The organism is Hydrogenophaga sp. (assembly GCF_026125825.1).
GTDB lineage: Bacteria > Pseudomonadota > Gammaproteobacteria > Burkholderiales > Burkholderiaceae_C > Hydrogenophaga.
The window spans coordinates 32,917-57,707 of sequence record NZ_JAHCKK010000003.1; the positions used below are offsets into that span (position 1 = coordinate 32,917).

At 69.2% G+C, this 24,791-nt stretch carries 24 protein-coding genes; 13 read left to right on the forward strand and 11 right to left on the reverse strand.

Features of this window, described 5'->3' with window-relative positions:
- Positions 1-3: 3 nt before the first annotated feature.
- Positions 4-927, reverse strand: coding sequence for a LysR substrate-binding domain-containing protein (locus KIT86_RS02515; RefSeq protein ID WP_297394754.1), 924 nt, complete (start codon positions 925-927; stop codon positions 4-6).
- Between the two features lie 117 nt (positions 928-1,044).
- Between KIT86_RS02515 and KIT86_RS02520 the strand changes: the two genes are divergently transcribed.
- From KIT86_RS02520 to KIT86_RS02530, 3 genes are read left to right on the forward strand one after another with little or no spacing between them, the layout of a single operon-like run.
- A complete protein-coding gene (locus KIT86_RS02520; protein ID WP_297394756.1) occupies positions 1,045-2,097 on the forward strand; it encodes an alcohol dehydrogenase catalytic domain-containing protein in 1,053 nt (350 codons plus the stop codon).
- Positions 2,094-2,825 carry a DUF4286 family protein gene (locus tag KIT86_RS02525; RefSeq protein WP_297394757.1) on the forward strand — a complete coding sequence of 244 codons (732 nt, stop codon included), beginning with the start codon at positions 2,094-2,096 and terminating at the stop codon, positions 2,823-2,825. The genes KIT86_RS02520 and KIT86_RS02525 overlap by 4 nt, the downstream gene beginning before the upstream one ends.
- On the forward strand, positions 2,822-3,811 hold the full coding sequence (locus KIT86_RS02530) for a tripartite tricarboxylate transporter substrate binding protein (protein WP_297394759.1): 990 nt from the start codon (positions 2,822-2,824) through the stop codon (positions 3,809-3,811). Before KIT86_RS02525 ends, KIT86_RS02530 begins: the two co-directional genes overlap by 4 nt.
- A gap of 14 nt (positions 3,812-3,825) precedes the next feature.
- On the opposite strand, the gene KIT86_RS02535 is transcribed toward KIT86_RS02530, so the two are convergent.
- Genes KIT86_RS02535 through KIT86_RS02545 form a run of 3 tightly spaced genes read right to left on the reverse strand, consistent with a single transcriptional unit; the run spans position 3,826 to position 6,037 of the window.
- Positions 3,826-4,371 carry a 4-vinyl reductase gene (locus tag KIT86_RS02535; protein ID WP_297394761.1) on the reverse strand — a complete coding sequence of 182 codons (546 nt, stop codon included), beginning with the start codon at positions 4,369-4,371 and terminating at the stop codon, positions 3,826-3,828.
- Positions 4,368-5,369, reverse strand: a complete 1,002-nt coding sequence (locus KIT86_RS02540) for a membrane dipeptidase (protein WP_297394764.1) — start codon at positions 5,367-5,369, stop codon at positions 4,368-4,370. The genes KIT86_RS02535 and KIT86_RS02540 overlap by 4 nt, the downstream gene beginning before the upstream one ends.
- Positions 5,366-6,037, reverse strand: a complete 672-nt coding sequence (locus tag KIT86_RS02545; protein ID WP_297394766.1) for a TetR/AcrR family transcriptional regulator — start codon at positions 6,035-6,037, stop codon at positions 5,366-5,368. The genes KIT86_RS02540 and KIT86_RS02545 overlap by 4 nt, the downstream gene beginning before the upstream one ends.
- A gap of 75 nt (positions 6,038-6,112) precedes the next feature.
- On the opposite strand from KIT86_RS02545, the gene KIT86_RS02550 reads away from it, so the two are divergent.
- The 3 genes from KIT86_RS02550 to KIT86_RS02560 are packed head-to-tail and all read left to right on the forward strand — an operon-like array spanning position 6,113 to position 9,072.
- On the forward strand, positions 6,113-7,177 hold the full coding sequence (locus tag KIT86_RS02550; protein WP_297394769.1) for a TRAP transporter substrate-binding protein: 1,065 nt from the start codon (positions 6,113-6,115) through the stop codon (positions 7,175-7,177).
- A gap of 3 nt (positions 7,178-7,180) precedes the next feature.
- Positions 7,181-7,792 carry a TRAP transporter small permease subunit gene (locus tag KIT86_RS02555; protein ID WP_297394770.1) on the forward strand — a complete coding sequence of 204 codons (612 nt, stop codon included), beginning with the start codon at positions 7,181-7,183 and terminating at the stop codon, positions 7,790-7,792.
- Entirely contained in the window at positions 7,789-9,072 is a 1,284-nt protein-coding gene (locus KIT86_RS02560; protein ID WP_297394771.1) for a TRAP transporter large permease, read from the forward strand. Before KIT86_RS02555 ends, KIT86_RS02560 begins: the two co-directional genes overlap by 4 nt.
- An 11-nt stretch (positions 9,073-9,083) precedes the next feature.
- On the opposite strand, the gene KIT86_RS02565 is transcribed toward KIT86_RS02560, so the two are convergent.
- Positions 9,084-10,028, reverse strand: a complete 945-nt coding sequence (locus KIT86_RS02565) for a LysR family transcriptional regulator (RefSeq protein ID WP_297394774.1) — start codon at positions 10,026-10,028, stop codon at positions 9,084-9,086.
- Between the two features lie 121 nt (positions 10,029-10,149).
- On the opposite strand from KIT86_RS02565, the gene KIT86_RS02570 reads away from it, so the two are divergent.
- The gene (locus KIT86_RS02570; RefSeq protein ID WP_297394971.1) at positions 10,150-11,658 is read left to right on the forward strand and encodes a CoA-acylating methylmalonate-semialdehyde dehydrogenase; all 1,509 of its coding nucleotides are present in this window, start codon (positions 10,150-10,152) and stop codon (positions 11,656-11,658) included.
- A gap of 128 nt (positions 11,659-11,786) precedes the next feature.
- Positions 11,787-13,445 carry a GMC family oxidoreductase gene (locus KIT86_RS02575; protein ID WP_297394777.1) on the forward strand — a complete coding sequence of 553 codons (1,659 nt, stop codon included), beginning with the start codon at positions 11,787-11,789 and terminating at the stop codon, positions 13,443-13,445.
- Positions 13,446-13,473: 28 nt separating this feature from the next.
- Here KIT86_RS02575 and KIT86_RS02580 read toward each other — a convergent pair whose 3' ends face one another.
- A complete protein-coding gene (locus KIT86_RS02580) occupies positions 13,474-13,785 on the reverse strand; it encodes a hypothetical protein (protein ID WP_297394779.1) in 312 nt (103 codons plus the stop codon).
- A gap of 9 nt (positions 13,786-13,794) precedes the next feature.
- The gene (locus KIT86_RS02585; RefSeq protein ID WP_367185413.1) at positions 13,795-15,063 is read right to left on the reverse strand and encodes an ammonium transporter; all 1,269 of its coding nucleotides are present in this window, start codon (positions 15,061-15,063) and stop codon (positions 13,795-13,797) included.
- A 383-nt stretch (positions 15,064-15,446) separates the two neighbouring features.
- Between KIT86_RS02585 and KIT86_RS02590 the strand changes: the two genes are divergently transcribed.
- A complete protein-coding gene (locus tag KIT86_RS02590; RefSeq protein ID WP_297394784.1) occupies positions 15,447-16,208 on the forward strand; it encodes a TSUP family transporter in 762 nt (253 codons plus the stop codon).
- A 23-nt stretch (positions 16,209-16,231) separates the two neighbouring features.
- Positions 16,232-16,726 (forward strand): TspO/MBR family protein, encoded by a 495-nt coding sequence (locus KIT86_RS02595; RefSeq protein ID WP_297394786.1) that lies wholly within the window; start codon positions 16,232-16,234, stop codon positions 16,724-16,726.
- A gap of 9 nt (positions 16,727-16,735) precedes the next feature.
- Here KIT86_RS02595 and mrdA read toward each other — a convergent pair whose 3' ends face one another.
- Genes mrdA through KIT86_RS02615 form a run of 4 tightly spaced genes read right to left on the reverse strand, consistent with a single transcriptional unit; the run spans position 16,736 to position 21,275 of the window.
- The gene (gene mrdA / locus KIT86_RS02600; RefSeq protein ID WP_297394787.1) at positions 16,736-18,697 is read right to left on the reverse strand and encodes a penicillin-binding protein 2; all 1,962 of its coding nucleotides are present in this window, start codon (positions 18,695-18,697) and stop codon (positions 16,736-16,738) included.
- A 2-nt stretch (positions 18,698-18,699) separates the two neighbouring features.
- Entirely contained in the window at positions 18,700-19,230 is a 531-nt protein-coding gene (gene mreD, locus KIT86_RS02605; protein WP_297394789.1) for a rod shape-determining protein MreD, read from the reverse strand.
- On the reverse strand, positions 19,227-20,171 hold the full coding sequence (gene mreC, locus KIT86_RS02610) for a rod shape-determining protein MreC (RefSeq protein ID WP_297394791.1): 945 nt from the start codon (positions 20,169-20,171) through the stop codon (positions 19,227-19,229). The genes mreD and mreC overlap by 4 nt, the downstream gene beginning before the upstream one ends.
- A gap of 60 nt (positions 20,172-20,231) precedes the next feature.
- The gene (locus KIT86_RS02615) at positions 20,232-21,275 is read right to left on the reverse strand and encodes a rod shape-determining protein (RefSeq protein WP_066269288.1); all 1,044 of its coding nucleotides are present in this window, start codon (positions 21,273-21,275) and stop codon (positions 20,232-20,234) included.
- A gap of 270 nt (positions 21,276-21,545) precedes the next feature.
- On the opposite strand from KIT86_RS02615, the gene gatC reads away from it, so the two are divergent.
- Genes gatC through gatB form a run of 3 tightly spaced genes read left to right on the forward strand, consistent with a single transcriptional unit; the run spans position 21,546 to position 24,788 of the window.
- The gene (gene gatC, locus KIT86_RS02620; RefSeq protein ID WP_297394795.1) at positions 21,546-21,845 is read left to right on the forward strand and encodes an Asp-tRNA(Asn)/Glu-tRNA(Gln) amidotransferase subunit GatC; all 300 of its coding nucleotides are present in this window, start codon (positions 21,546-21,548) and stop codon (positions 21,843-21,845) included.
- Entirely contained in the window at positions 21,842-23,332 is a 1,491-nt protein-coding gene (gene gatA, locus KIT86_RS02625; protein WP_297394797.1) for an Asp-tRNA(Asn)/Glu-tRNA(Gln) amidotransferase subunit GatA, read from the forward strand. Before gatC ends, gatA begins: the two co-directional genes overlap by 4 nt.
- 1 nt (position 23,333) lies before the next feature.
- The gene (gatB, locus tag KIT86_RS02630) at positions 23,334-24,788 is read left to right on the forward strand and encodes an Asp-tRNA(Asn)/Glu-tRNA(Gln) amidotransferase subunit GatB (protein WP_297394800.1); all 1,455 of its coding nucleotides are present in this window, start codon (positions 23,334-23,336) and stop codon (positions 24,786-24,788) included.
- Positions 24,789-24,791: the final 3 nt, after the last annotated feature.

Consider the following 24,791-nt stretch of genomic DNA (forward strand, 5'->3'; position numbering starts at 1 on the left):
GGCTCAGGGCATCTTCTTGCGGATGGTGGCCTCCAGGGCCTGCAGCTCCAGCGTGGCTTCGCGCACCACTTGGCTGCCCCAGGCGTCCTGCATCTGGCGCTCGTTGCGCACCATCACCAGCCGGCTCGGCCGGCTCGGGCCCTTGAGGCGGCGCAGCACCACCTCGCGCGGCGCCATCAGCGTGCACGACGCGGGCACGATGGCCACGCCCAGGCCGCTGGCCACCATCGACAGCACGCTCACGAACTGTCCCGCCGTGTGACGAAGGTCGGGCGTGAAGCCGGCTTCCTCGCACAGCGCGGCGGTCTGGTCGAAGTAATCGCTCTCGGCATGGCGCGAGAAGCTCACGAAAGGTGCCTGCGCCACCGACTTGAGCGACAGCGGTCCGCGTGTGGCGGCCAGCGGGTGATCGGTCGCCAGGGCCAGGCAATAGGGGTCGTCGATGCTGGCCACGGCCTCGGGCGGGGCGCTGCTGGTGCCCGGGCGGATGAAGCCCAGGTCGACCTCCGCGTTGCGCAGCGCCTGCAACTGGCGCGCCGACGGGATCAGCTCGTGCGCCTCCACGCTGACCTGAAGGCCGGCGCGCGCCAGCCGCTTGAGCAGGCCGGGCAGCACGGTCTGCGTGGCCGAGGGCATGAGGCCCACGCGCAGCACGCTGCGCTGGCCGGCCTGCCGCTCGCGTGCCCGCGTGGTGGCCTGCTGCGCGCGGGCCAGGATGGCGCGCGCATCGACCAGGAAGGACTCGCCCGCCGGCGTGAGGCGCACACCGCGCGGCAGCCGCACCAGCAGGGCCGCGCCCACTTCGTCTTCCAGCTGCCGGATCTGGGCCGACAGCGGCGGCTGCGCCATGTACAGCTTGCTCGCGGCGCGGCTCACGCTGCCGAGATCGGCCACGGCGACGAAATAGCGCAGGTGTCTGAGTTCCATGGTCAGGCTCCAGCCGGTGGGGGCATATCCATTGAGTATGCCTTGCATACAAAATGAGTATTTGACGTATGGATGCAGGCCGCCGAGACTGCGGGCCTTACCCGCCGAGTGCCGCCCATGAAGTCCCTGCAGAAGTCCCACCCCGCCCCCGGCCTTGAATGGCGCGAAGCCGCCGTGCCCACGCCCGGCCCGGACGAGGTGCTGCTGCGGGTCAGGGCCACCGGCGTCTGCGGCACCGACCTGCACATTGACGAATGGACGTCGAGCTACCACTTCATGGCCCGCGCGCTGCCCGTCACCATCGGCCACGAGTTCAGCGCCGAGGTGAGTGCCTGCGGCGACCGCGTCAGCGGTCTGGCGCGTGGCCAGTTGGTCACCGTGCGGCCCTCGGTGGTGTGCGGCGTCTGCGCCGCCTGCCGTGGGCAGGACTTCGACGCCTGTGTCACGCGCCAGGGCATGGGCGTCACGCGCCATGGGGCCTTCGCCGAATGGGTGGTGGCGCCTGCGCGCAATTGCGTGCCGGTGCCTGCCGGCGTCGATCCCCTGGTCGCGGCCCTGGCCGAGCCGCTGTCGGTCAGCCTGGAGGCGGTGCGCACCGGTGGCGTGAAACGGGGCGACCGCGTGCTGGTGCTGGGCCCGGGCAACATCGGCCAGGGCATCGCCTTGTTGGCCCGCGAGGCCGGTGCCGCCCAGGTGGTGGTGGCCGGGCACGGCGATGCGCCGCGCATGGCCGTGCTGCAGCGCCTGGGTTTCAACGACCTCATCGACAGCGCGCAGGGCGGCCTGGCCCATGGTCTGGCGCCTTACCTGGCGCAGGGCCGGTTCGATGTGGTGATCGAGGCCACCGGCGCGGCGGCCGTCATCGGCCCCGCCTTGCAGGCCTTGAAGAGCCATGGGGTGCTGGTGATCACCGGCATCCATGCCGCGCCCGTGCCGATCGACCTGACCGCCCTGGTGCGCCAGCACCAGAGCCTGCGCGGCTCCTACCGCGCGCCCGAGGCGGCCTGGCCCGAGGTGGTGGCCTTCATCGCCCAGCACCAGGACCAGCTGCGTCACATGATCACGCACCGCGTGCCGCTGTCCGAAGCGGCGCGGGGCTTTGCGCTGGCGCGCGAGCGCATCGCCACCAAGGTGATGGTGCTGCCCGATGCCGGGTGGACGCCCGAATGAACCCGGTGGGTGCCCACGCCTTCCTGGCCTTGTGGAACAGCGTCGAGCGCGAAGGCGTGGCGCACGAGTACGAGGTCTGGCACACGCATGAGCACGTGCCCGAGCGCGTGGGCTCGCCGGGTTTCATCGAAGCGGTGCGCTGCCGTTCGGTGGGCGACGCCACGCGCTTCTTCACCTGCTACTGGCTGCGCTCGCTGGACGCGCTGAGCAGCGACGCGTACCGGCAACTGGTCGCGCACCCCACGCCGTGGTCGCGCCGCATGCGTGCCGAGCTCGGGCACTTCGTGCGCATGCCCTGCGAGCTCTCGGGCAGCGTGGGCGTGTCTTCGGCGCGCTACCTCGCTGCGCTGCACCTGGGCGAGCGGGCCGGCGGCGCCGAGACCGGCATCGCGGCCATGCTCGCGCGCGAGCAGGCGCGGGCCGGCCTGGTCAGCGCGCAATGGGGCCGCTGCCATCCGGCGGACGATTTTCCGCTGGCCAACCAGACCCCACGCAGCGAGGCGCCCTCGCACGTGTTGCTGCTGCAGCACACGGAGCTGGCGGCGCTGCGCGAGCGCGTGCAGGCGCTGCTGCGCGCGCTCGCGCCCCTGGCCCGGCCGCTGGCCGAGCCCGATGTGTTCGAGTGCCTGACCCAGGTCCGGCAGAGCGCTTTGAAAGCGCCGTTGACCCGCCGCCAGCCGGCGCGGGCAGATCTGTTTGAACGATTCCATCCAGGAGACAAGGCATGATTTCCCCCCGCAAACGTTCCCTGCTCGCCCGAGCGCCCCTGCTCGCGCTCGGCCTGGCCTTGCTGCCGCTGCCGGCCCTGGCGCAGGCCTGGCCCAGCAAGCCGGTGCGCATGATCGTCGGCTACCCCAGCGGGTCCTCGCCCGACATGCAGGCGCGGCTGATCGCCGAGCCCTTGTCGCGGGCGCTGGGCCAGCCGGTGGTGGTCGAGAACCGGCCGGGCGCCAGCGGCAACATCGGTGCGGACCTGCTGGCCCGTGCCGACGACGGCCACACCATCGGCGTGATCGGCAACGGCCCGCTGACCAGCTCGAAATACCTGTACGCCAGGCTGCCCTACGACCCGGCGAGCGCCTTCGCTCCGATCGCGCTGATCGGTGCCGCGCCACTGATCTGGGTCACCAACCCCTCGGCCGGCGGCGAGCGGCCCGTGGCCGAGGTGCTCCAGCAGATGCGTGCCGAGGGCGACAGGCTGTCCTACGGTTCCATCGGCCCGGGCTCGGGCGGGCACCTGGGCATGGAGCTGCTCAAGCAGGCGCTGGGCATCCAGCCCCTGCACGTGCCCTTCAACGGCGGGCCGCCCATCATCAACGCCATCCTGGGTGGGCATGTGCAGATGACGCTGCTGCCGGCCTCCACCGTCAACCCGCTGGTGCAGGCCGGCAAGCTCCATGCCGTGGCCGTGACCTCGGCCAGGCGCAGCCCGCTGGCGCCCACGCTGCCGTCCATGGAAGACATCGGTGCCAAGGGCATCAACATCGAGGTGTGGAACGCCGTCATGGCGCCAGCCGGCATGCCGGCGGCGCACCAGGCGAGGCTGAGCAGCGAGCTTGGCAAGATCCTCAACGAGCGCGAGATGCGCCAGAAGCTGTTCCAGCAAGGCTGGCGGGTGGACGACCCCAGCCCCAGGAGCCTGAGCGCGCGCATCGCGCAGGACAACGCCATCTACCGCGAGGTGATCGCGCGCAACAAGATCCGCCTGGACTGAGTGCCGCGCACGCGCTAGGTGCGCCGCAGCTCGAACAGGCAGTGCGGCGCGCCGTTGCACGCGCAGGCGGTTTCCCGCGCGCTCCACCCGCCCGGCAGGCCGGCACGCTCGCTGGCGCACGACAGCCCGCCGGCCAACGAGCCTTCGAACACATGGCAGACCGCCCGCCCGGCCTGGGGTCCGTACTCGGCGGCGTAGACCGATTGCTCCACCTTCACCTGCGCGGTGCCCAGCGCCAGATCGATGTGCAGGGGCGTCATCCGCCCATACCCTCGCGAGCCCGCGCTGCGCAGGTAATGTTCGAAGAGGGGCGCGCCCGCGAGCTGGAAACGCTCGCCCTGCTGGGTGCACCAGGTCTTCGCGGCCGAGTGGCTGGCCTCCCAGAACATGGCGCGCGCCGCGGCCAGCCCCAGGCCCTCCTCCAGCGACTTCTGCACCCGCACCCAGAGATGGCGCGGTATGAGCAGCACGGGCATGCCGTCCACCGACCAGGCCGCGGTGGAGGGGTCCACCCGCACCGGCACGGGCAGCTCGCAGACGTGCACGGGGGGCGTGCTCACGGCAGGGCCTTCCACACCTGGCTGGTCACGCGCAGCCAGTTCTCACCCAGGATGCCCTCCACCTCGCGCGCCGAGAAGCCGCGCCGCAGCAGCAGGTTGGCCAGATCCGCCACCTGCTCGGGCTGCACGAAGGCCAGCTCCTTGTCGTAGCCGCCACCCGAGGGGTACTGCGCCGCGCTGGAGCGGGCCTTTCGGATGATGCTCTCGGTGTCGAAGGAAAAGTCCACCCCCAGGCCCACGTGCTCGGCGCCGATGAGGTCGCGGTAGTAAGCCACCAGGCGGTACAGCGCTTCGGTCGAGGCGTCGTTGTCGCCCATGAAGATGCCCACGCCGTTGACGCCGACCACGCCGCCGGTGGCCGCGCTCGCCTTCGCCTGGTCGTTGGTGATGTTGCGCGGGTGGTCCCACAGCGCCTTGGGGTTGGAGTGGGTGAACACCACCGGCTGTGTCGAGGCCGCGATCACGTCCATGGAGGTGCGGTAGCCGGTGTGGCTCACGTCCACCAGCATGCCCACGCGGTTCATCTCGGCCACCAGATCGCGCCCGAAACGGCTCAGGCCGGCATCGGTCAGTTCGTGGCAGCCGTCGCCCACGGCGTTCTTCTGGTTGTAGGCCATCAGCATGTGCCGGATGCCCAGCCGGTAATAGGCCTCGACCATGTGCAGGTTGCGCGCGAGCGCATTGGTGCCCTGGAAGTGCATGGCCACGGCGAGCTTGTCCTGGGCCTTGGCGCGGCGCACGTCGTCGGTGGTTTCCACCAGCACGTACAGATCGGGCCGCGAGAGGATGTGCGCGCGCTCGTGCGCGATCGCCTGCGTCGTCGCCTCCAGCGACTCCTCGTCCGTCGCCATGGTGAGCGAGACGCAGGTGTAGCCGCAGGCCTTGAGCCGCGGCAGCACGGCCGGGCGCAGTTCGGGCCGGCCAAAGCCGATCCACGGCAGGGTCATGTCCCAGACGATGGACGACCGGTAGACATCGGTGTCGAGCGTGGCGTTCATGGACGGCCCTTGTGTCGGGAGGGCGCTGCGGCCTCGAAATGGCCCGCCGAGATCGCCTGGGCGATCACGCCGCCCAGAATCTTCAGTTGCCGGTTGAAGAAGCGCTGATCCTCGTGCCGGTAGAGCTGGATCAGCGCCAGGCCGCGCAGGGTGGAGATGGCGAACTGCATGAGGTCGGTCTGCTGCTGGGCGCTGAGGGTGGTGTGTGCCATCAGCTGTTTCCATGGGGCCATGTAGCTGGCCACGATCTTCTCGCGCAGCGCCGTGATCTCCTGGTGCAGCGCGGGGTTGGTCCGCGCGCCGACCACGATCTCCTGCACGGCGACGTTGAGATCGCTGCCATAGAAGTCCCACATGGTGGCCACGATCTCGCGCGCCTCGTTGTCCGGCCCGCGCGACTGGGGGGCGCGCGCGCGCAGCGCGTCCAGGCGGCGGATGAACTCCTCGAACAGAAAGGCGAGGGCGGCGGTGATCATCTGGTCGCGCGTGCCGAAGTGGTGCTGCACCGCGCCAGGCGAGGTGCCGGCACGATCGGCCACCACGCGGATGGTGGTGTTGGCATAGCCGGTCTCCTGCAGGCAGGCCACCACGGCCTCCAGCAGCCCGGTGCGCGTGATCACCGACCGCTCCTGGCTGGGCGATGCCGTTGTGCTTGGGGTCTTTTTCATGAAATAAAAAAATACGACTGTATTGACGTAAATACGACTGTATCGTAAATTGCGGCCTCCAACAAGGAGAACGCAATGGCAGTGGACGTGAAGTGGAATTTCCGGTGCCTGGTCGCCGGTCTGGTGGTGGCTCTGGCGGGGGGTTCTGCGGTGGCGCAGCCGTTGCCCAAGACACCATTGCAGGTGGTCGGGTCGATCTCCAACCTCGCGCAATACCGAGAGTTCGAGGTGCCGTTCTGGACCCGGACGCTGGCGCAGAAGAGCGGCGGCGCGGTCACGGCCGAGATCAAGGCCTTCAATGAGATGGGGCTCAAGGGGCCGGAGGTGCTGCGGCTCATGGGCCAGGGGGCCATACAGGCGGGCGCGGCGCTCATTCCCTATCTGGCGGCCGACGACCCCGCCAACGAGATGCTGGACCTCGCGGGCCTGCTGCCCGACCTGGCGACCGCGCGCAAGGTCACCGAGGCCTTGCGGCCCTTCTACACACAGCTCTATCGGGAGAAGTTCGGTGTCGAGCTCCTAGGCCTGGGCACCTATCCCGCGCAGGTCTTGTACTGCAATGGATCGATCGCCAGCCTGGCCGAGCTCAAGGGCAAGAAGGTGAGGGCCGCCGGTCGCTCGCAAAGCGAGCTGATCCAGGCACTGGGCGGCACGCCCGTCACCCTGCCGTTTGGCGAGGTGGTGCCCGCGCTGCAGAACCGCGCGGTGGATTGCGCCATCACCGGCACGCTGTCGGGCAACGTCTCGAAATGGCACGAGGTCACCACGCACCTGTTCGCCCTGCCGCTGTCGTGGGGCGCGATCGGCTATGCGGTGAACAGCAAGGCCTGGAACGGCTTCGACCCGCGCGTGCGGCAGCTGATCCAGACCGAGATGCAGGAACTGGAGCGCAGCCTGTGGGGCGCGGCGCAGGAATTCACCGAGCAGGGCTATGAATGCAACGCCGGGACGGCGCAATGCCGCCTGGGCCAGAAGGGCAGGATGACCGTGGTGGCCCCCAGCGCCGCCGACCTGGCGCTGCTCAAGAAAGTGCTGGCTGAGGTCACCTTGCCGAAATGGGCCGAGCGCTGTTCCGCGGCCTGTGTGAACACCTACCAGAACGCCGTCGCGCCGCTGGTGGGCGTGGCGCTGAGGAAGTGAGCGATGTCCCTCGACAACGCACTCGACAAGGCCGTTGATTTCGCGCATCGGGGTGCGACCGTGGCCGCGCTGGCCGGCGGCGCGCTGCTGCTGGGTGCCGCCGTGCTGGTGGCGGTGGAGGTGCTCCTGCGCCGCACCGCCAACATCAGCCTCGGCGGGGCCGATGAACTCTCCGGCTACGCGCTGGCGATCGGCTCCACCTGGAGCTTCGCCTTCGTGATGCTCCAGCGGGGCAACATCCGCATCGACGCGCTCTACCAATACCTGCCGCGCCCCCTCGCGGCCTTGTGCGACCTGCTGGCCCTGGGCGCACTGCTCGGCTTCTTCGGCCTGGTGGCCTGGCACGGCGGTGGCGTGCTCGCGCAAAGCTGGAGGCTCGATGCCCACAGCAACACCGCGCTGGGCATCGCACTGGTCTGGCCGCAAGCCCTCTGGTGGCTGGGCTACGCGTGGTTCATGGTTTGCGGCGTGCTGCTGTCGCTGCGAAGCCTCAACGCCTTCATGAAGCGCGACTGGGCGGGCGTGAACCGCCTGGTGGGTGCGCGCACCACCGAAGCCGAAGCGCGCGAGGAGATCGAGAACAGCGTGCGCGCGCCGTCCGGAGCGGGCCGATGATCGCCACCGCGCTGCTCACCCTGCTCGGGCTCATGGCCCTGGCGATTCCCGTGGCGGCGTCCATGGGCGTGCTCGGACTCGTGCTGGGGCACTTCTACTCGTTCCTGCCGGTGAGCAAGGTCGCGGGCGAGATCGCCTGGACGAGCAGCAACGAGTTCCTGCTCGTCTCGCTGCCCCTCTTCGTGCTGCTGGGGGAACTGCTGCTGCGTTCGGGGCTGGCCGACCGCATGTACGAGTCGCTCTCGCGCTGGCTTTCCTGGCTGCCAGGGGGCCTGATGCACTCCAACATCGCGGCCTGCGCCGTGTTCGCGGCCACCTCCGGCTCCAGCGTGGCCACCGCCGCCACGGTGGGCACCGTGGCGCTGCCGCAGGCCCGCCGCTTTGGCTACAACGAGCGCCTGTTCCTGGGCTCGCTGGCCGCCGGGGGCACGCTGGGCATCCTGATCCCGCCCTCGATCAACATGATCGTCTATGCCGTGCTCACGAACACGTCCGTGCCTCGGCTCTACCTCGCGGGCATCGTGCCGGGGCTGCTGCTCGCGCTGGGCTTCATGGTTGTGATTGCCGTGGCCTGCGTGCTTCGGCCTGCCTGGGGCGGGCGGCAGGTGCGCGCCAGCCTGGCGGCCAGCGTGGCCGGGCTGGTGCACCTGGTGCCACCCATGGGCATCTTCCTCGTCGTGGTGGGCTCCATCTATGCCGGGATCGCCACCCCGACCGAAGCGGCCTCGCTGGGTGTGATGGCGGGCTTGGGCCTGGCCGCGTGGAACCGTTCGCTCTCGCTGGCGATGCTCAGGACCGTGCTGCTGGGCACCATGCGATCGACCGGCATGATCATGCTCATCATCGTGGCGGCCTATTTCCTGAACTTCGTGATGTCGGCCACCGGCCTGACCACGCGCCTGACCGACACCGTGCAGGGCCTGGGCCTGTCGAAGACGGAAATGTTCCTGGCGGTGGTGGTGTTCTACCTGGTCATCGGGTGCTTCATGGAAACGCTCTCCATGATGATCACCACCATTCCCGTGGTGGCGCCGGTGATGCAGGCGATGGGCTTCGACATGGTGTGGTTCGGCATCGTCGTGGTGCTGTTGGTCGAGGTGGCGCTGATCACGCCGCCGGTGGGCCTGAACCTGTTCGTGGTGCACAACATCCGCAAGGGTGGGTCGATGAACGACGTGATCATCGGCGCCTTGCCCTTTCTGGCCGCCATGTTTGCGTTGCTGCTGCTGCTGGCGATGTTCCCCGGCCTGGCGCTGTGGCTGCCTTCGGCGATGGGCTGAGCCGGTGGCGCTCAGACCTCGAAGCCCGCTGCCAGCGCCCCGCGCAGCCACACCACGAAGGCTGAGACCGCGCGGGGCACGTGGCTGGCGTAGGGGCGGATCGCGTAGATCTGCGGGCTGAAGCTGCCCACCGAGGCCCAGTCCTCCAGCACCTCCACCAGCTGGCCCGAGCGCAGCGCCGCCTGCGCGCTGAAGTCCGGCACCAGCGCGATGCCCAGGCCGGCGATGGCGGCGTCGCGCAGGGCCTCGCTGTTGTTGGCGCAGAAGGGGCCCGACACCGGCACCGTGACCCGCTGGCGCGCCGCCTTGCGCCGGCCCTCGGGTGGCAGGAAATGCCAGGCCGGCGTGTCCTGCGCGCGCGGGTAGTGCAGGCAGGGGTGCTGGGCGAGATCCTGGGGCGTGGCCGGGTGGCCGTGGCGCCGCAGGTAGTCGCGGCTGGCCACCAGCACCGAGCGCGTGGCGCACAGCGGCCAGGCCACGTGCGTGTCCGGCGGCGCGGCGGTGTGGCGGATCGCGAGGTCGAAGCCCTCGGTGGCCAGCGAGCAGAGCCGGTCTGACAGGTCCAGCTCCAGCCGCACCTTGGGATGCTCGCGCGCGAAGGCCGCGATGCGCGGCACCAGCTGCTGGCGCGCCAGCGCCACCGGGGCCGTGACCCGCACCAGGCCAGCCGGCTCGTCGGCCAGGTCGCGCACGCTGGAGAAGCTCAGCGCGATGCGCTCGAACGGGTCGCGCAGGCCGTCCACCAGGCGCTGGCCGGCCTCGGTCAGCCGCACGCTGCGCGTGGTGCGCTGCACCAGGGGCAGGCCGGCGGCGCGCTCGAGCTCGCTGATGCGCTGGCTCATGGCCGCCTTGCTCACGCCCAGGCGCTGCGCCGAGGCGGTGTAGCTGCCCTGCTGCGCCAGCACGGTGAGCCAGTGCAGGTGCGTCCAGAGGTCTTCCACTTTTTTGTCGTTCATGGTTCTATTGTTCACCATCGCAAACAATCAATTCAGACCAGGCCACTAGGCGGGGGGGGTGCCGCTGCCTAAACTGGCCTTCCTTCCTTCGCCACCTTCTCGCGAGAGCGCCATGCCCACCATGCCCCACCCCATCGATCACTTCATCCACGGCGCCGTGAGCGCCGGCAGCTCGCCGCGCCGGCAGGACGTGTACAACCCCGCCACCGGCGCGGTGAGCGGCAAGGTTGCCCTGGCGAACGCGGCCGACGTGGGCGCGGCCGTGGCCGCCGCGCAGGCGGCTTTCCCGGCCTGGGCCGACACGCCGCCGATCCGCCGCGCGCGCGTGATGTTCAGGTTCCTGGAGCTGGTGAACCAGCACAAGGATGACCTGGCCCGCCTCATCACCGCCGAACACGGCAAGGTGTTCACCGACGCGCAGGGCGAGGTCTCGCGCGGCATCGACATCATCGAATTCGCCTGCGGCATCCCGCAACTGCTCAAGGGCGACTTCACCGACCAGGTGTCCACCGGCATGGACAACTGGACCCTGCGCCAGCCGCTCGGTGTGGTCGCCGGCATCACGCCCTTCAACTTCCCCGTGATGGTGCCCATGTGGATGTTCCCGGTGGCGATCGCCGCGGGCAACTGCTTCGTGCTCAAGCCCAGCCCGATCGACCCCTCGCCCTCGCTGTTCATGGCCGAGCTGCTCAGGCAGGCCGGCCTCCCCGATGGCGTGTTCAACGTGGTGCAGGGCGATAAGGAGGCGGTGGACGCCCTGCTGGTGCACCCGGACGTGAAGGCCATCAGCTTCGTGGGCTCCACGCCGATTGCCAACCACATCTACGAAACGGGCGCGCGCCACGGCAAGCGCGTGCAGGCCCTGGGCGGCGCGAAGAACCACATGGTGGTGATGCCCGATGCCGACCTGGAGCAGGCGGTGGATGCGCTGATCGGCTCGGCCTACGGTTCGGCCGGCGAGCGCTGCATGGCCATCAGCGTGGCGGTGCTGGTGGGCGACGTGGCCGAGCGCATCATGCCCAAGCTGATCGAGCGCACCAAGGCGCTCAAGGTGCTCAACGGCACCAACCTCGCGGCCGAGATGGGCCCCATCGTCACCGCCGCCGCACACACGCGCATCGCGGGGTACATCGAGGCCGGCGCGAAAGAGGGCGCCACCCTGCTAGTGGACGGCCGTGGCTTCCAGGGCAGCGACGCCGGCGAGGGCTGCGACCAGGGTTTCTGGATGGGCGGCACGCTGTTCGACCACGTGACCACCGACATGAAGATCTACAGGGAAGAGATTTTCGGCCCGGTGCTCAGCTGCGTGCGCGTGCCCGACTTCGCCAACGCGGTGCAGATCATCAACGACCACGAGTTCGGCAACGGGGTGAGCTGCTTCACGCGCGATGGCAACGTGGCGCGCGAGTTCGCGCGGCGCATCCAGGTCGGCATGGTGGGCATCAACGTGCCCATCCCGGTGCCCATGGCCTGGCACGGTTTCGGTGGGTGGAAGAAGAGCCTGTTTGGCGACATGCACGCCTACGGGGAGGAGGGCGTGCGCTTCTACACCAAGCAGAAGTCCATCATGCAGCGCTGGCCTGAAAGTATCGGGAAAGGTGCCGAGTTCATCATGCCGACTGCGAAGTAGCCCCCCTGCGCGCCTTCGGCGCTTTCCCCCGAAGGGGGGGACGCTGTCTTGGGCCGGCGCAGCCGGACCCTTGACAGCCCTGGTATCTTCGCCGGCGACGTCACAACGAAAACAACAGTGAGACAAGCATGAGTGAGACGACCTTCGACTACATCGTGATCGGCGGCGGCACCGCCGGCTGCCTGATGGCCAACCGGCTGTCTGCCGACCGGAGCAAGCGCGTGCTGCTCATCGAGGCCGGTCGCAAGGACGACTACCACTGGATCCACATCCCCGTGGGTTATCTCTACTGCATCGGCAACCCGCGCACCGACTGGCTCTACCAGACCGAGGCCGAGGCCGGGCTCAATGGCCGCGCGCTGCGTTACCCGCGTGGCAAGACGCTGGGCGGCTGCTCCAGCATCAACGGCATGATCTACATGCGCGGCCAGTCGCGCGATTACGACCAGTGGGCCGCGCTCACCGGCGACGATGCCTGGCGCTGGGAGAACGCGCTGCCCGACTTCAAGCGCCACGAGAACCACTACCTGGGCGACGAGCAGAACGCCGCCCAGCGCGACCCCAACTTCCGCGCATACCACGGCCACGGCGGCGAATGGCGCGTGGAGAAGCAGCGCCTGCGCTGGGACGTGCTCGACGCCTTCGCCCAGGCCGCGCAGCAGGCCGGCATCCCGCACACCACCGACTTCAACCGAGGCGACAACGAGGGCGTGGGCTACTTCCAGGTGAACCAGAAGGCAGGCCTGCGCTGGAACACCGCGCGCGCCTTCCTGCGCCCGACCTGCTATGGCCGGCCCAACTTCGAGCTGTGGAACAGCGCGCAGGTCACGCGCCTGGTGACACAGCGCGGTGCCGACGGCGAACTGCGCTGCACCGGCGTGGCCGTGTGGGATGGCGTGGCCCATGTGACGGCCGAAGCCACCAGCGAGGTGGTGCTCTGCGCCGGCAGCATCGGCTCGCCGCAGATCCTGCAGCTCTCGGGCATCGGCCCGGCCGGGCTGCTGCGCCAGCACGGCATCGACGTGGTGGTGGACCTGCCGGGCGTGGGCGCCAACCTGCAGGACCACCTGCAGATCCGCTCGGTGTACACCGTCAACGGCGCGCCCACGCTCAACGTGCTGTCCTCCTCGTGGATGGGCAAGGCGCGCATCGGGCTGGAATACCTGTTCAAGCGCAGCGGGCCCATGAGCATGGCCCCGTCGCAGCTCGGTGCCTTCACGCGCAGCGACCCGGCCCGGCCCTACGCCAACCTGCAGTACCACGTGCAACCCCTCTCGCTGGAGGCCTTCGGCGAGCCGCTGCACAGCTTCCCGGCGTTCACCGCCAGCGTGTGCAACCTCAACCCCACGAGCCGGGGCACGGTGACCATCCGCAGCGCGAACTTCGCGGACGCGCCGCTGATCGCGCCGAACTACCTCAGCACGCCCGAAGACCGGCAGGTCGCGGCCGACAGCCTGCGCGTGACGCGCAGGATCGTCGCGCAGCCGGCGCTGGCCAGGTACCAGCCCGAGGAATTCAAGCCCGGCCCGCAGTACCAGACCGACGAGGAACTCGCGCGCCTGGCCGGCGACATCGCCACCACCATCTTCCACCCGGTGGGCACCACCCGCATGGGCCGCGCCGACGACCCGATGGCCGTCGTCGACAGCCACCTGCGTGTGCGCGGTGTGGCCGGGTTGCGCGTGGTGGACGCGGGCGTGATGCCCACCATCACCAGCGGCAACACCAACAGCCCCACGCTCATGATCGCGGAGAAGGCCGCTGCCTGGATCATGGCCGGGGACTGAGCCGGTCCCCCGGTGCCTCTGGATTCGGTCACCTCAATCTGCCGACGTATTGGTGCCCGTCGGGTGTGGACGCGCTGCGCAGCGCATCGGCCGCCACGTCGAGCAGGGTCTTGCGCGGCGGCACCCCCATGGCGGGGATGGCGGCCTCCAGTTTTTCCGCCCAGGCCAGCAGCTCCTCGTGCCCGTCGCTGGCGGCTTTTTCCCGCGCATGGCGCACGATCTCGCGCGCGTAGTCGGCGTTGGTGGCCATCCACTCCGTGTCCGTCACCCGCCCGGTCTTGCGCCGCAGCAGCACGTGCAGGTGGGCGGCGATGGCGAAGGGGTCGGGTGCGCTGCTCATGGGGGCCGCTCAGTGGCCGAGCTGTTCGTTGTGCAGGGAGACGTCCAGCCCTGCGCGCTCCATGCCCTCGCGCACGCGCAAGGTGGTGAAGCGCGAGGTGATCCACAGCACCACGGCCGTCATCACCAGGCTGTAGGCCAGCACCGCCACGCAGGCGATCAGCTGGGAAAGCAGGCTCGCCTGCACGCCCGAGATGGCCGGATCGGCCAGCACGCCGGTGAGCAGCGCGCCCACCAGGCCGCCCACGCCGTGCACGCCGAACACGTCCAGCGAATCGTCTGCGCGCAGCTGGCGCTTGAGCGCCGTGGCGCCCCAGTAGCAGGCCACGCCGGCCACCAGGCCGATGAGGAGCGCACCGCGCGGTGTGACAAAGCCGGCCGCCGGCGTGATCGCCACCAGCCCGGCGACCACGCCCGAGCACAGGCCCAGCAGCGAGGCGCGCTTGCGCGCCAGCCACTCGGCCGCCATCCAGGCGATGGCGCCCGAGGCGGCGGCCACGTGGGTGACCAGCAGGGCCAGGCCCGCGCGGCCATCGGCGGCCAGGGCCGAACCGGCGTTGAAGCCGAACCAGCCCACCCACAGCAGCCCGGTGCCGGCCATGGTCAGGCCCAGGTTGAACGGCACGAAGGCTTCCTGGCCGTAGCCCGAGCGAGGGCCGAGCGCGTAGGCACACACCAGCGCGGCCGCGCCGGCATTGATGTGCACCACCGCGCCGCCGGCGAAATCCAGCGCGCCCAGCTGCGCGAGCCAGCCCCCCGGCTCCCACACCCAGTGCGCGATCGGCGCGTACACCAGCAGCAGCCACAGGCCGGCGAACAGCAGCAGCGCGCCGAAATGCATGCGCTCGACCAGAGCGCCCACCACGAGCGCGCAAGTGATGATGGCGAACGTGAGCTGGAACATGGCGAACACCGATTCCGGCACATGCTGGGCGATGTGGCTGACCGCCACCTGGCCGGTGCTCCCCAGGTACTCCATGCCCGAGAAGCCCATGCGGCCGAGGCCCCCGATGAACCCGCCCAGCGCGCCGCCGGGGGTGAAGGCCAGCGAATAGGTCAGCGCGAACCACAGCACGCTGACCACGGCAGCGATGCCGACCACGCTGGCCATGGTGTTGATCACGTTCAGGCGGCGCACCATGCCGCCGTAGAACAAGGCAATGCCCGGCAGGGTCATGAGCAGCACCAGGGCGGTGCTGACCATGAGCCAGGCGGTGTCGGCCCCCTGGATGGCGCTGGCGGCGACCAGCCCTGGTGCATCCAGTGCGACTTTTGTCACGGAATCTGCGGCTGAGGCCCGAGAGCTGGCCAAAAGCGGCCAGAGCAAGGTGGGCAGGAGCCGGCCCAACCGAACGAAATAGCGGTATTGGTGCATGAGTAGCTCTTTTCCAACGACGGAATGAACACTGCATTTCCTGTGCCAAATGGTGAAAAAGCAAGGGAAAGCCCGGATGCACAGCCGTGGTGCGGGCCGCTACAGTGCATGCACTCGCCAACAGCGCCCAGCGCTGGTGACCGCGGGGGACCGAGGAGACAACCCAGTCCAATTCGAACAACGGTTACAGCGTCCCCTAGAGATGCCAGATTCCTCGAGCCGACCCCGCAAGGGTCGGCTTTTTTTTGCCTGCGGGGGCCTGGCGTCGCCCGGCGACAATCCCGGGCATGGAACTCCTCCTTGTCTCGCTGGCGTCGCTGTTCGCCGGTTTCGTCGATTCGATCGTGGGTGGCGGCGGCCTCATCCTGGTGCCGGCGCTGTTCGCCATGTTTCCCACCACCCATCCCGCCACCTTGTTTGGCGTGAACAAGGGCGCGTCGGTCTGGGGCACGGCGGCGGCCACGCTGCAGTACGCCCGCCGCGTCGAGATGCCCTGGCACGCGCTGCTCCCGGCGGCGGCGGTGGGCTTTGCCGGGTCCATGGCGGGCGCCTGGACCGTCACGGTGATCTCCCCCGACTTCCTGCGCCGCGCCCTGCCGCTGGTCTTGCTGCTGGTGCTGGGCTACACCCTGGCGCGCAAGGAGCTGGGCCGGCACCACACGCCGCGCTTCAGCGGCCGGCAGGAAATGCTGGCGGCCAGCCTGCTCGGTGGTGCCATCGGTTTCTACGACGGCTTTTTCGGCCCTGGCACGGGCAGCTTCTTCGTCTTCCTCTTCGTGCGCTGGCTGGGCTACGACTTCCTGCACGCCAGTGCCAGCGCCAAGCTGTTGAACACGGCCACGAACCTGGCCGCGCTGATGCTGTTCGCCTGGAAGGGCCATGTGTGGTGGCATTTCGTGCTCGCCATGGCCGTCGCCAACGTGGTGGGCAGCCTCTTGGGCACGCGGCTGGCGCTCAAGCATGGCAGCGGGTTTGTGCGCGTCGTGTTCATCGTGGTGGTGAGCGCGCTGATCCTCAAGACGACGTACGATGCCTGGATCCGGAGTTGATACCCACTTACAAGGAGTCTTCCATGCCACCTCGTTCTCGTTGCGCACAAACCCTGGGTTTTCTGGGCTGGCTGGTGCTGGTCCTGCTCGCCGGCGGCCTGGGCGCGCTCGCGTCGGTGGAGGCGGCGTCGTTCTACGCACAGCTCAACCGGCCGGGTTGGGCGCCGCCTGCGGGCGTGTTCGGGCCGGTCTGGTCGTTGCTTTATGTGTTGATGGCGGTGGCGGCTTGGCTGGTCTGGCGCGAACCGGTCCAACCGTCGCGGGCGCCGGCGCTGGGGGTCTTCGTGCTGCAGCTGGCGGTCAATGCGCTGTGGTCCTGGCTGTTCTTTGCCTGGCACCGCGGGGCCTGGGCGTTGGCCGATGTGCTGCTGCTGGTGGCGCTGATCGCCGTCGCCATCGTGCTGTTTCGGCGCGTGCGCCCGCTGGCCGCGTGGCTGCTGCTGCCGTATCTGGCCTGGGTCGCTTTTGCCAGCGCGCTCACCTGGGCGGTGTGGCGGGCCAATCCGGGCGTGCTGTAGCGCGCCGCCTCAGGGCGCCACGGGCGCGTCGGGCGGCCAGGGCAGGCTGCTGGCCTTGAGCGGCGTGCCAATGGGGGCACTGGCCTGGCCCACCCGCACGGCGGCCAGGTCTTGCGGGTTGGGGTACTGGTCCATCAGCAGGTAGTCGAACACGCGGCGCGCGATCGGGGCGGCGTGCGCCGCACCAAAACCCGCGTTTTCCACAATCACCGCCAGCGCCACGCGGGGCTGGTCCACCGGCGCGAAGGCCAGGTAGAGGGAGTGGTCGCGCTGGTGTTCTTCGAGCCGGCGCGCGTCGTAGCGCTCTTTCTGGCCGATGGTCACGGCCTGCGCCGTGCCGGTCTTGCCGCCGCTGGCGTAGCCCGCGCCGGCGAACACGCGGGTGGAGGTGCCTTCGGTGGTCACGGCTTGCATGGCGTTGAGCACGATGCGCACGTTCTCGGGCTTGAAGCCGAGGTTTTCGGGGGGTGGGCCGGGCAGCGGCACGCGCTCGCGCGTGATCACGTTCTCGGTCGCCATGGTCAGGTGCGGCTTGTACTTGATGCCGCCGTTGGCCAGCGTGGCCATGGCGTGGGCGATCTGCAGCATGGTGAAGTTGTTGTAGCCCTGGCCGATGCCCAGCGAGATGGTCTCGCCGGCGTACCAGCGCTGCTGCTCGGGCCGCTTGTAGGTGTTGCGCTTCCAAGCCTGGCTGGGCAGCACGCCGCGCACCTCGCCCTTGAGGTCGATGCCGGTGATCTGGCCGAAGCCCAGCGGCTTCATGAAATCGTGCATGGTGTCCACGCCCATGTCGTTGGCCAGGGAGTAGAAGTAGGTGTTGCTCGACTTGACGATGGCGCGGTGCATGTCGACCGGGCCCAGGCCGTCGCCATGGCTGCGGAAACGGTGGCCGCCGAACATCCAGTAGCCCGGGTCGTTCATCACCAGGCTGGCGCTGCGCGAGCCGGTTTCCAGCGCGGCCAGTGCCATGAAGGGCTTGTAGGTGGAGCCGGGCGGGTAGGTGCCGCGCAGGGCCCGGTTGAGCAAGGGCTTGTCCATCGACTCGTTGAGCGCGCGCCAGTTCTCCACGTCGATGCCTTCGACGAAGAGGTTGGGGTCGAAGGTGGGCTTGCTCACGAAGGCCAGCACCTCGCCCGAGCGGGGGTCGATCGCCACCAGCGCGCCGCGCCGCTCGCCGAACATGTCTTCCACCAGCTTTTGCAGCTGGATGTCGATCGACAGCACCACGGCATTGCCCGGCGTGGCCGGCGTGTTGGCCAGCGAGCGCACGGCACGACCGCCGGCCGAGGTCTCCACGCGCTGGAAGCCGGTGATGCCGTGCAGTTCGCGCTCGTAGCTCTGCTCCGCGCCGAGCTTGCCGATGTATTCCGTGCCCCGGTAGTTGGCCTGGTCTTCCTCCGGCCAGTCCGCGATGAGTTCGGTCTCGCGCTGGTTGATGCGCCCGATGTAGCCGATCACATGGCTGGCGACCTCGCCGTTGGGGTACTGGCGCAGCAGGCGCGCGCGGACGTCCACGCCGGGGAAGCGGTAGCGTTGGGCGGTGAAGCGCGCGACCTCCACATCGGTCAGGCGGGTGCGCAGCGGCAGCGAGTCGAAGCGGTGCGACTCCTCCAGCAGCTTGCGAAAGCGGCGCTGGTCGCGCGGCGTGACCTCCACCAGCTCGCTCAGGCCGGCGATGGTGGCGTCCATGTCCTCCACGCGCGAGGGCGTGATCTCCAGGGTGTAGGCCGAATAGTTCGTGGCCAGGATGCGGCCCTTGCGGTCCAGGATCTGCCCGCGGTTGGGCACCACCGGCAGCACGGCCGTGCGGTTGCTCTCGGCCTGCGCGGCCAGGTCTTCGTGCCGGATCACCTGCAGGTAGACCATGCGCGAGGCGATCAGGCCGAAAGCGAACACCACCGTGAGGCCGATCAGCAGTGCGCGGGTGCGGAACTGCGCCAGATCGGCTTCGACGTTGCGGATTTCGGTCATGACTACAGCGGTCGGTTGTCGTCGGGGTTGGGTGCGCGCCGCTGCGGCGCCAGCAGCAGCACGCTCACCACCGGCCAGAGCGCGGCCTCGATCACCGGGGCCAGCAGGTAGAGCACGCCGGGGAAGCTGCCACCGGAGGCCAGGCGCACCAGCATTTCAAGCACGTGCGCGGCCACGAACAGCGGCAGCACCTGCACCGCCTGGTTGGGCACGCTGAACCAGAGCAGGCGCCGGTGCATGGAGATGCCGAGGAAGCCGAGTGCGGTGTACGCCAGTGCGTGCTGGCCGAGCAGGGCACCCTGGTGAACGTCCATGGCCAGGCCGAAAGCGAAGGCCACGCCCACACCGATGCGCAGGGGCTGGTGCACGCTCCAGAACACCAGCACCACGGCCAGCAGGTCGGGCACCCAGGCGGCGCGGCCGAACAGCCCCATGTTCAACAGCATGTTGAACACCAGCGCGGCCAGCAGGCTGAACCAGATGAAACCGGGGTTGGCGGGCAGCAGCAGCTGCTGGCCGGGGCGCATGATCATGGGGCGGTGCTCCGGACACCCGGGCGGTTGGCGCGGGTCGGGCGCGGGGCGTCGGTGGGCTCGGCCAGCGGCGAGGGCGGCAGGGCGGACGCGATGGAGCCCAGCACCAGCACGTGCAGCGTGCCCTGCACGCGGGCCAGCGGCTCGCACTGGATGCGCGCGAACGAGGATTCGGCCTGGCGCTCGACCAGGGTCACGCGCGCCACCGGCAGGCCGGCGGGGTAGACGCCGTCCACCCCGCTGGTGGACAGCAGGTCGCCTTCGGCGATGTCGGCGCTGGCCAGGGTGTAGCGCAGCTCCAGGCCGTCGCCATTGGTGGAGGGCTGGCCGTAGGCCACGCTGCGCACGCCGGTGCGGGTGTTGAGCACGGGGATGGCCTGGTCGCGGTCGATCAGCAGCGTGACCTCGGACACCAGGGGGTAGACCCGCGTGACCTGGCCCAGCACGCCGCTTTCGTCGACCACCGGCGAGCCGGCCTCGATCCCGTGCGTCTGGCCCCGGTCGATCACGATCTTGCGCGAGTAGGGATCGGCCGCGTCGTACAGCACCTGGGCGCCGATGGCCTGGGTGCCGATGCGCTCGCGCATGGCCAGCAGTTCGCGCAGGCGCTGGTTTTCCAGGGTGATTTGTTCGAGTTGCAGGCTGCGCTCAGCCTGCACCGCCAGGCGCTGCAGGGCCTCGCCTTCGCTTTTCTGCGCCGCGTGCAGCGAGGTGAAGTAACCCCCCGCCATGGCCGCGAGCTGCACCGGCTGGAGCACCGCCCACTGCACCGGGTAGAGCACCACGGCCATGGCGGTGCGGATCGGCTCGGTGAGCCGGAACCGCAGGTCGGCCACCATGAGGAACAGCGCCAGGGCACTGAACACCACCAGCTTGGACAGGGCCGACGGGCCCTGTTTGAAGAACGGGGGCGGGGTGCGGTCCAGGGTGCCCAGTGGCATGGCGCTCGGAGGGGGCTGGTCGGTGTTGGAGAGGCGCAGCCGCCGGGAGGCGGCCGGGGTTTATTCGCTGGTGAAGATGGTGCCCAGGCGCTCCATGCGCTCCAGGGCCATGCCGCAACCGCGCACCACGCAGGTGAGCGGCTCCTCGGCCACCAGCACCGGCAGGCCGGTTTCTTCGGCGAGCAGGCGGTCGAGGTCGCGCAGCAGCGCGCCGCCGCCCGTGAGCATCATGCCGCGCTCGGCGATGTCGGCGCCCAGTTCGGGTGGCGTGTGTTCCAGCGCCATCTTCACCGCCGTGACGATGTTGTTGAGCGGGTCGGTCAGGGCTTCGAGGATCTCGTTGCTGGAGATGGTGAAGCTGCGCGGCACGCCCTCGGAGAGGTTGCGCCCCTTGACTTCCATTTCCTTGACCTCGCTGCCGGGGAAGGCCGAGCCGATCTGCTTCTTGATCGCTTCGGCGGTGGGCTCGCCGATCAGCATGCCGTAGTTGCGGCGGATGTAGGCAATGATGGCGTCGTCGAAGCGGTCACCGCCCACGCGCACGCTGCCCTTGTAGACCATGCCGCCCAGGCTGATCACGCCCACCTCGGTCGTGCCGCCGCCGATGTCGACCACCATGGAGCCGGACGCATCCGACACCGGCAGGCCGGCACCGATGGCCGCGGCCATGGGTTCCTCGATCAGGTAGACCTCGGAAGCCCCCGCGCCCAGGGCCGATTCGCGGATGGCGCGGCGCTCGACCTGGGTCGAGCCGCAGGGCACGCAGATGATGATGCGCGGGCTGGGCTTGAACATCGAGCGCGGGTGCACCATCTTGATGAACTGCTTGAGCATCTGCTCGGTCACCGTGAAGTCGGCGATCACGCCGTCCTTCATGGGGCGGATGGCCTCGATGTTGCCGGGCACCTTGCCCAGCATGGCCTTGGCCTCGTGGCCCACGGCCTGGATGGTCTTCTTGCCCTGGGGGCCGCCTTCGTGGCGGATCGAGACGACCGAGGGTTCGTCGAGCACGATGCCCTTGTTGCGCACGTAAATGAGGGTGTTGGCGGTGCCGAGGTCGATGGCCAGGTCGGTCGAAAATTGCCGACGGAAAGCTTCAAACATGGTGCATGGGTCCTGTGGGGCACGGGCGCGGCTGTGTGCGCTCGTCGCCGGGTATGGGGCCGGGTCGTTGGCCGGGCATCGGTGCTAAGTGGTTGATTCCAAGGCGAAAACCGCAACGGCACGGGCGCTGCCGTTAAACCTTGGATAATACCGTATCCCCTGTGTACAACTGCTCCCAAACAGGGGGCAATTTGTCCAGTTACAAGCCGTTTCAGGGCAGAAAACCCGCAGACGGTGCGTCCTTTCCCCATCCGCAACCCTCTTTTTGCCATGTCCCTGACCCCGTCCGACATCGGGCGCATCGCCAACCTCGCGCGCCTGGAAATCTCCGGCGCGCAGAGCGAGACCATGCTTGCCCAGCTCAATGGCTTCTTCGACATCGTCGAGCAGATGAACGCGGTGGACACCACCGGCGTGGAGCCGCTGGCCCACCCGACGGCGGTGATCGACCACGTCTCCTTGCGCCTGCGCCCGGACGTGGCGAGCGAGCCCAACGACCGTGAAGCCAATCAGAAAAGCGCCCCGGCGGTCGAGCGCGGCCTGTTCCTCGTGCCCAAGGTGATCGAATGAGCGATTTGCACACCCTGGGCGTGGGCGAGCTCGCCAGCGCCATCGCCGGCGGGAAGACCAGCAGTGTCGAGGTCGCCCGGCACCTGCTGGCGCGCGCGCAACAGCACGGCGCGCTGGGCGCCTACCTGGCTCTGGACGAGGACGTGACGCTGGCCCAGGCCCGCGCCGCCGATGCGCGCATCGCCGCTGGCGAGCGCACGCCGCTGCTGGGCGTGCCCCTGGCCCACAAGGACATCTTCGTCACCAAGGACTTCGTCACCACCGCAGGCTCGAAGATGCTGGCCGGCTACCAGAGTCCGTTCGACGCGACCGTGGTGCAGCGCCTGGCCGCGCAGGGGGCGGTGACGCTGGGCAAGCTCAACTGCGACGAGTTCGCCATGGGCAGCAGCAACGAGAACTCGGCCTTTGGCGCGGTGCGCAACCCGTGGGACACCGCGCGCGTGCCGGGCGGCTCCTCTGGCGGCTCGGCCGTGGCGGTGGCCGCGCGCCTGGCACCGGCCGTCACCGGCACCGACACCGGCGGCTCGATCCGCCAGCCAGCCAGCTTCTGCGGCATCACCGGCATCAAGCCCACCTATGGCCGCTGCTCGCGTTACGGCATGGTCGCCTTCGCCTCCAGCCTGGACCAGGCCGGCCCGATGGCGCGCAGCGCGGCCGACTGCGCCGTGCTGCTCAGCGCCATGGCCGGCCCCGACATCGACCGCGATTCCACCAGCCTGGACCACCCGGCCGAGGACTACACCACGCTGCTGGGCCAGCCGCGCGAAGGCGCCACCGCGGCCCAGCCGCTCAAGGGCCTGCGCATCGGACTGCCCCGGGAGTTTTTCGGCGAAGGCTGCGCGCCCGACGTGCTTGCCACCGTGCGCGCCGCGCTGGCCGAGTACGAAAGGCTCGGCGCCACGCTGGTCGAGGTCTCGCTGCCGCGCACCGAACTCTCCATCCCGGTCTACTACGTCATCGCGCCGGCCGAGGCCAGCTCCAACCTCAGCCGCTTCGACGGCGTGAAGTTCGGGCACCGCGCCGCGAAGTACGAGGACCTGACCGACATGTACAAGAAGTCGCGCAGCGAAGGCTTCGGGCCCGAGGTGCAGCGCCGCATCATGATCGGCACCTATGTGCTCAGCCATGGCTACTACGACGCCTACTACCTGCAGGCGCAGAAGATCCGCCGCCTCATTGCGCAGGACTTCCAGGCCGCGTTCGCGCAGTGCGACCTGATCGCCGGCCCGGTGGCGCCCACCGTGGCCTGGAAACTCGGGGAAATGAGCAACGACCCCCTGGCCAGCTACCTGGCCGACATCTACACCCTCTCCACCAGCCTCGCCGGCCTGCCCGGCATGAGCGTGCCTGCCGGCTTCGGCGCGGGCGGCCTGCCGGTGGGCCTGCAGCTCGTGGGCAACCATTTCCAGGAAGGCGCGCTGCTGCAGGCCGCGCACGCTTTCCAGCAGGCCACCGACTGGCACACCCGCGCTCCGCAAGGCTACTGACATGAGTTCCAGCAAATCCCTTCTGGTGGGCGGCTATGAAGTCGTGATCGGCTTCGAGACCCACGCCCAGCTCGCCACGCAATCCAAGATCTTCAGCCGCGCGCCCACGGCCTTCGGCGCCGAGCCCAACACCCAGGCCTGCGCGGTGGACCTGGCGCTGCCCGGCACGCTGCCGGTGATGAACAAGGCCGCGGTCGAACTGGCCATCCGCCTGGGCCTGGCGCTCGGTTCGCACATCGCCGAGCAGAGCGTGTTCGCGCGCAAGAACTACTTCTACCCCGACCTGCCCAAGGGGTACCAGATCAGCCAGTTCGAGGTCCCGGTGGTGCAGGGCGGCGAGGTCTCGTTCTTCCTTGGCGACGAGAAGAAGACCGTGCGCCTGGTGCGTGCGCACCTGGAAGAGGATGCGGGCAAGAGCCTGCACGAGGACTTCATCGGCCAGAGCGGCATCGACCTCAACCGCGCCGGCACGCCGCTGCTGGAGATCGTGACCGAGCCCGACATCCGTTCCAGTGCCGAGGCCGTGGCCTACGCGAAGGAGCTGCACAAGATCGTCACCTGGATCGGCATCTGCGACGGCAACATGCAGGAAGGCTCGTTCCGCTGCGATGCCAACGTCTCGGTGCGCAAGCCGGGGGCCCCGCTGGGCACGCGCCGTGAAATCAAGAACCTGAACAGCTTCAGGTTCATGCAGCAGGCCATCGACTACGAGGTGCGCTGGCAGATCGAGCAGATCGAGGACGGCCACGCGATCCAGCAGGCCACCGTGCTGTTCGACCCGGACACCGGCGAGACGCGCGCCATGCGCACCAAGGAAGACGCGGCCGACTACCGCTACTTTCCCGACCCGGACCTCCCGCCGCTGGTGATCGCGCGCGACTGGGTGGAGCAGGTCAGGGCCGCCATGCCCGAGTTGCCCCGTGCGATGGCCGAGCGCCTGGTGCGCGACTATGGCCTGCCCGAGTACGACGCCACCACGCTCACCCAAAGCCCGGCGATGGCCGCCTACTTCGAGACCGCGGCGCGCGCCAGCGCACAGGCGAAGCTGGTGAGCAACTGGATCATGGGCGAGGTCTCGCGCCGGCTCAACGCCGAAGAGCGGGACATCGCCGGCGTGCCGGTGAGCGCCGCGCAACTGGCCGCCCTGATCGGGCGCATCGCCGACGGCACGGTGTCGAACAACGCCGCCAAGCAGGTCTTCGACGCCCTGTGGACCGGCGAGGGCAGCGAGGTCGACGCGGTCATCGAGGCCAAGGGCCTCAAGCAGATGAACGACAGCGGCGCGCTGGAGAAGATCATCGACGAGGTGATGGCCGCCCATGCCGATATGGTCGAGCAGTTCCGCGCCGGCAAGGACAAGGCCTTCAACGCCCTGGTGGGCCAGGCCATGAAGGCGAGCAAGGGCAAGGCCAACCCGCAGCAGGTCAACGATCTGCTGCGCCAGAAACTCGGTTGATCG